Origin of the sequence: uncultured Allobosea sp. (genome assembly GCF_945956895.1) — a bacterium.
Classification (GTDB): domain Bacteria; phylum Pseudomonadota; class Alphaproteobacteria; order Rhizobiales; family Beijerinckiaceae; genus Allobosea.
In genome coordinates this window covers 1-3,953 of record NZ_CAMFJF010000139.1, presented here as the reverse complement: position 1 = coordinate 3,953, position 3,953 = coordinate 1, and the positions used below count along the sequence as shown (strand labels likewise).

4 protein-coding genes are annotated in these 3,953 nt (G+C 65.3%); all 4 read left to right on the top strand.

Going from position 1 to position 3,953, the window contains the following annotated elements:
- The first annotated feature begins 26 nt into the window (after positions 1-26).
- Positions 27-968, top strand: coding sequence for an alpha-E domain-containing protein (locus tag Q0Q02_RS23390; protein ID WP_293813180.1), 942 nt, complete (start codon positions 27-29; stop codon positions 966-968).
- A gap of 54 nt (positions 969-1,022) precedes the next feature.
- Complete coding sequence (locus tag Q0Q02_RS23385; RefSeq protein WP_293813179.1) at positions 1,023-1,850, top strand: transglutaminase family protein; 828 nt, start codon at positions 1,023-1,025, stop codon at positions 1,848-1,850.
- A 55-nt stretch (positions 1,851-1,905) separates the two neighbouring features.
- Entirely contained in the window at positions 1,906-2,655 is a 750-nt protein-coding gene (locus Q0Q02_RS23380) for a peptidase (RefSeq protein WP_293813177.1), read from the top strand.
- 136 nt (positions 2,656-2,791) lie between these two features.
- Positions 2,792-3,953: GGDEF domain-containing protein (locus Q0Q02_RS23375; protein WP_293813175.1), on the top strand; the 1,162-nt coding region annotated here is incomplete at its 3' end.

The window sequence follows — 3,953 nt, the reverse complement described above, 5'->3', positions numbered from 1 at the left end:
ATCCCGCGGAAAGGCGCACGCTGACCATGCTTTCGCGTACCGCAGACAGCCTCTACTGGGTTTCCCGCTATGTCGAGCGGGCCGAATACCTCGCCCGCATCCTCGACGCGACGACGCGCCTGACCAACCTGCCGACGACCTATGGCGGCGCCGGCACGGAATGGCAGAGCGCGGTCCTCACCGCCGGCTGCGAGGACGCCTTCGCCAAGGCCTATGGCGAGGCGAACGAACGCAATGTCTGCGACTTCCTGACCTTCAACCCGGACAACCCGTCCTCGATCCGCAACTGCCTCGCTCAGGCCCGCTCGAACGCGCGGGCCGTGCGCACCGCGCTGACCTCCGAGATGTGGGATGCGCTGAATGGCGCCTGGCTGGAGTTGCAGCGCTTCGAAAAGAAGCGCATGGACCGCGAGGAATTCGCCCGCTTCCTCGACTGGGTGAAGAGCGTCTCGCTCGCCTTCGACGGCTCAGCCTACCGGACCATGCTGCGCGACGACAGCTACTGGTTCTCGCGGCTCGGCGTCTATCTCGAACGCGCCGACAACACCGCCCGCATCCTCGACGTGAAATACCATGTGCTGCTGCCGGCAGACGAGCAGGTCGGCGGCTCGCTCGACTATTTCCAATGGACCACGGTGCTGCGCGAGGTCTCGGCGCTGACCGCCTATCACTGGGTCTATCGCGAGGCGGTGAAGCCGATCCTCGTCGCCGATCTCCTGGTGCTGAACCGGCGCATGCCGCGCTCGCTTGCCGCCTGCTACGAGAATATCTCGCGCTTCCTCGATGCGCTGGGCGATGCCTATGGCCGCCAGGGCCCGGCCCAGCGCCAGGCCCGCAAGACGTTGACCAATCTCAGCAACACCCGGATCGACGATGTCTTCGTGCACGGGCTGCATGAGTTCATCGAGGAGTTCATCACCGAGAACAACCGCCTCGGCAACACCATCTTCGAGCAATACCTGCAATGAGCCATTCGCCTGCGTTCGCGGCGCGACTGCCCTAACCCTGTCCCGGACTGGATTATGCGGATCAGGATTTCCCATACGATCGGCTACGATTATGCTGAGCCGGCGCGCCATATCACCCAGATACTGCGGCTGACCCCGCGCGACCATGACGGCCAGCACGTCATGTCCTGGCGCATCGAGCCGAATGTCGACGGACGGCTTTGTGCCTCGCAGGACGCCCATGGCAATATCGTGCACAGCTTCTATGCCGACGGGCCGATCTCCGCGCTCGCCATTCGCATCGACGGGTTGATCGAGACCGTCGACCTCGCCGGCGTCGTCCGTGGCGGGCTGGAGCGCGTGCCCTGCGAGGTCTATTGCCGCGACACGCTTCTCACCGAACAGGACGAAGCCCTGCGCAGCTTCGCCGAGGAGGTCACGGCCGGCGCTGGCACACCGCTCTCCCGAATGCACGCGCTGATGAATGCCGTCAGCGACCGGATGGATTGCGTCAAGGCCAGCGGCCGTACCGGCGTCGGCGCAGCCCAGGCCTTTGCGGCTGGCGAGGCGATCGCGCAGGACGTCGCCCATGTCTTCATGGCCTGCGCCCGCCATCTCGGCCTGCCTGCCCGCTATGTCTCCGGCTATGTCGCGCAGTCCGACAGCCTGCCGCATGGCAACGGCGCCCATGCCTGGGCCGAGGTCCATCTCGACGACTATGGCTGGATCGGCTTCGACTGCGCCAATGCGCTTTGTCCGATCGACACGCATGTACGTGTTGCGATAGGGCTCGACTACGCGGATGCAGCACCGGTCCGCGGCTCGCGCCAGGGTGGCGAGGGCGAGAATCTCAACGTCCTCGTCAGCGCCCGCGAGGCCGAAGGCCGCGACGCCAACCAATAGCGGCTCCTGCGCGGACACGCCGAGAGAACAGGGCAAGAAAACAGGGACCGAACCCGTGACCTATTGCGCCGGAATCCTCGTGCAGGATGGGCTCGTCATGATTGCCGACACCCGCACCAATGCCGGGCTCGACGACATCTCGACCTTCCGCAAGCTCCATGTCTTCAACTGGCCGGGCGATCGCAATTTCGGCCTGATGACGGCGGGGAACCTCTCGATCACCCAATCGGTGGTGAGCTTTCTCCACGAAGGACTGCCCAATCCCGACACCGGCGAGCTCGACACGCTGCAGAATGCCAGCTCGATGTTCAGGGCTGCCCAACTCGTCGGCCGCTGCATCCGCCATGTCCGCGACGTCGACGGCCCGGCGCTGGAGGAGGCGAACGTCAAGTTCGAGATCGGCATGCTGTTCGGTGGCCAGATCAAGGGCCAGCCGATGCGCCTCTTCATGGTCTACAGCGCTGGAAACTTCATCGAATGCGGAATCGATTCCCCGTTTCTGCAGATCGGCGAGCACAAATACGGCAAGCCGATCCTCGACCGCGCCGTCACCTACAAGACCCATCTCTACGATGCGCTCAAGGTCGGGCTGATCTCGATGGATTCGACGATGCGCTCCAATCTCGGCGTCGGCCTGCCTATCGACCTCGTGGTCCTCAGGCGTGATGCCGATGATTTCGAACTCAATCGGCGGATCGAGGCGGGCGAACCCTATTTCCACGACCTGCGCGAGCGCTGGTCGGCCGCGTTGCGAGCCGCTCATATGGCGATCCCGCGTCCGCCCTACGCGCCTTCGGGGACTTGACCTATCGGTAACCTGCGTGCAGGCAACGGGATGTCAACACTTCAGGCCTTAAGTCGCAACATCAAGACGCTTTTCCGGACGAATAATGCCCGCATTCCCTGCCGCGAAGATGACGAATGCGGGCTCCTCCGCTCGCATGTTCGCCAGCACCGTGGTGACGCTGGGCTGCGCCTTCGTGCTGCTGATGGCGGCGGGCATCGGCGTCGTGGTCGCGATCACCCGCGAAGCCAATCGTCTTGAGGCCCAGCGCCAGCGCGAGCGGATCGAGGCAGCCGTCAACGCCCAGATCAAGCTGAGCGAATTGCGGCTGGAGCGGCTCGTTGCAGCCGGCGACCTACCCGACGCCCTGCAGCAGCCTGGCTCGTCCCCCGCGCTCCAGGCCGCGCTCAAGCGCCTGAGCGGCCAGCTGATGGATTTCGACGGGGCCTATATCGACGGGGCCGGCGCAACCGTGCTGGCCTGGATCGAGAATCCGGCCGGCACGAACCATGCCAGTCAGGATGGCCCGCATCACATCGCGGCCCTGCAGCGCGGCGCGAAGAGTTCCTTCGTCGCTGGCATGATCGGCGATGAGGTCACGCCCCAGTTCGGAGCTGCCCGCTCGACCATCGTCACGGATGGCGACGAGACCTTGATGCTGACGGTGGTCGACCTCTCGCGGATCGCTTCGCTCAATTCCGACGGCAACCCGACACCGCTGTCCTTCGTCGTGTACCGGCATCTGTCGAGCGCCCTGCTCTCCGACCTCGCCGATCGCAACCGCGTCGCCGATATCGAACTCGTGACCACGCCGCCGGCCGACCAGCTGTCGAAGCTGGGCCTGCGCACCGCAGACGGTAAGATCGGCGCCTGGCTGACCTGGGTGCCGACCCGGCCGGGCGACGTCATGCTGCGCCGCTTCCTCTGGGCGCTCATCGCAGTCGCCCTACTGTTTTCCGCGATCTTCATCTTCGTCGTGCAGCGCCTGCGCGCCTCTGCCAAGCAGATCGAACTGCGCGAGCGCCAGATCCAGCGCCTCGCCGGCCAGGACGAGCTCTCGCTCCTGCCGAACCGCCGCAGCTTCGACCTGACGCTGGACCAGACGCTCGCCCATATCCAGGACGATAACGGTCCAAGCCTCGCCGTGCTGCTGATCGACCTCGATCGCTTCAAGGCCGTCAACGACACCTATGGCCACACCGCCGGCGACGAGCTCATCCGCCAGGTCGCGGTCCGCCTCTCCGGCGCCGTCCAGGTCGGCGACACGGTCGCGCGGCTCGGCGGCGACGAGTTCGGCATCATCCAGACGCATTCCGCGA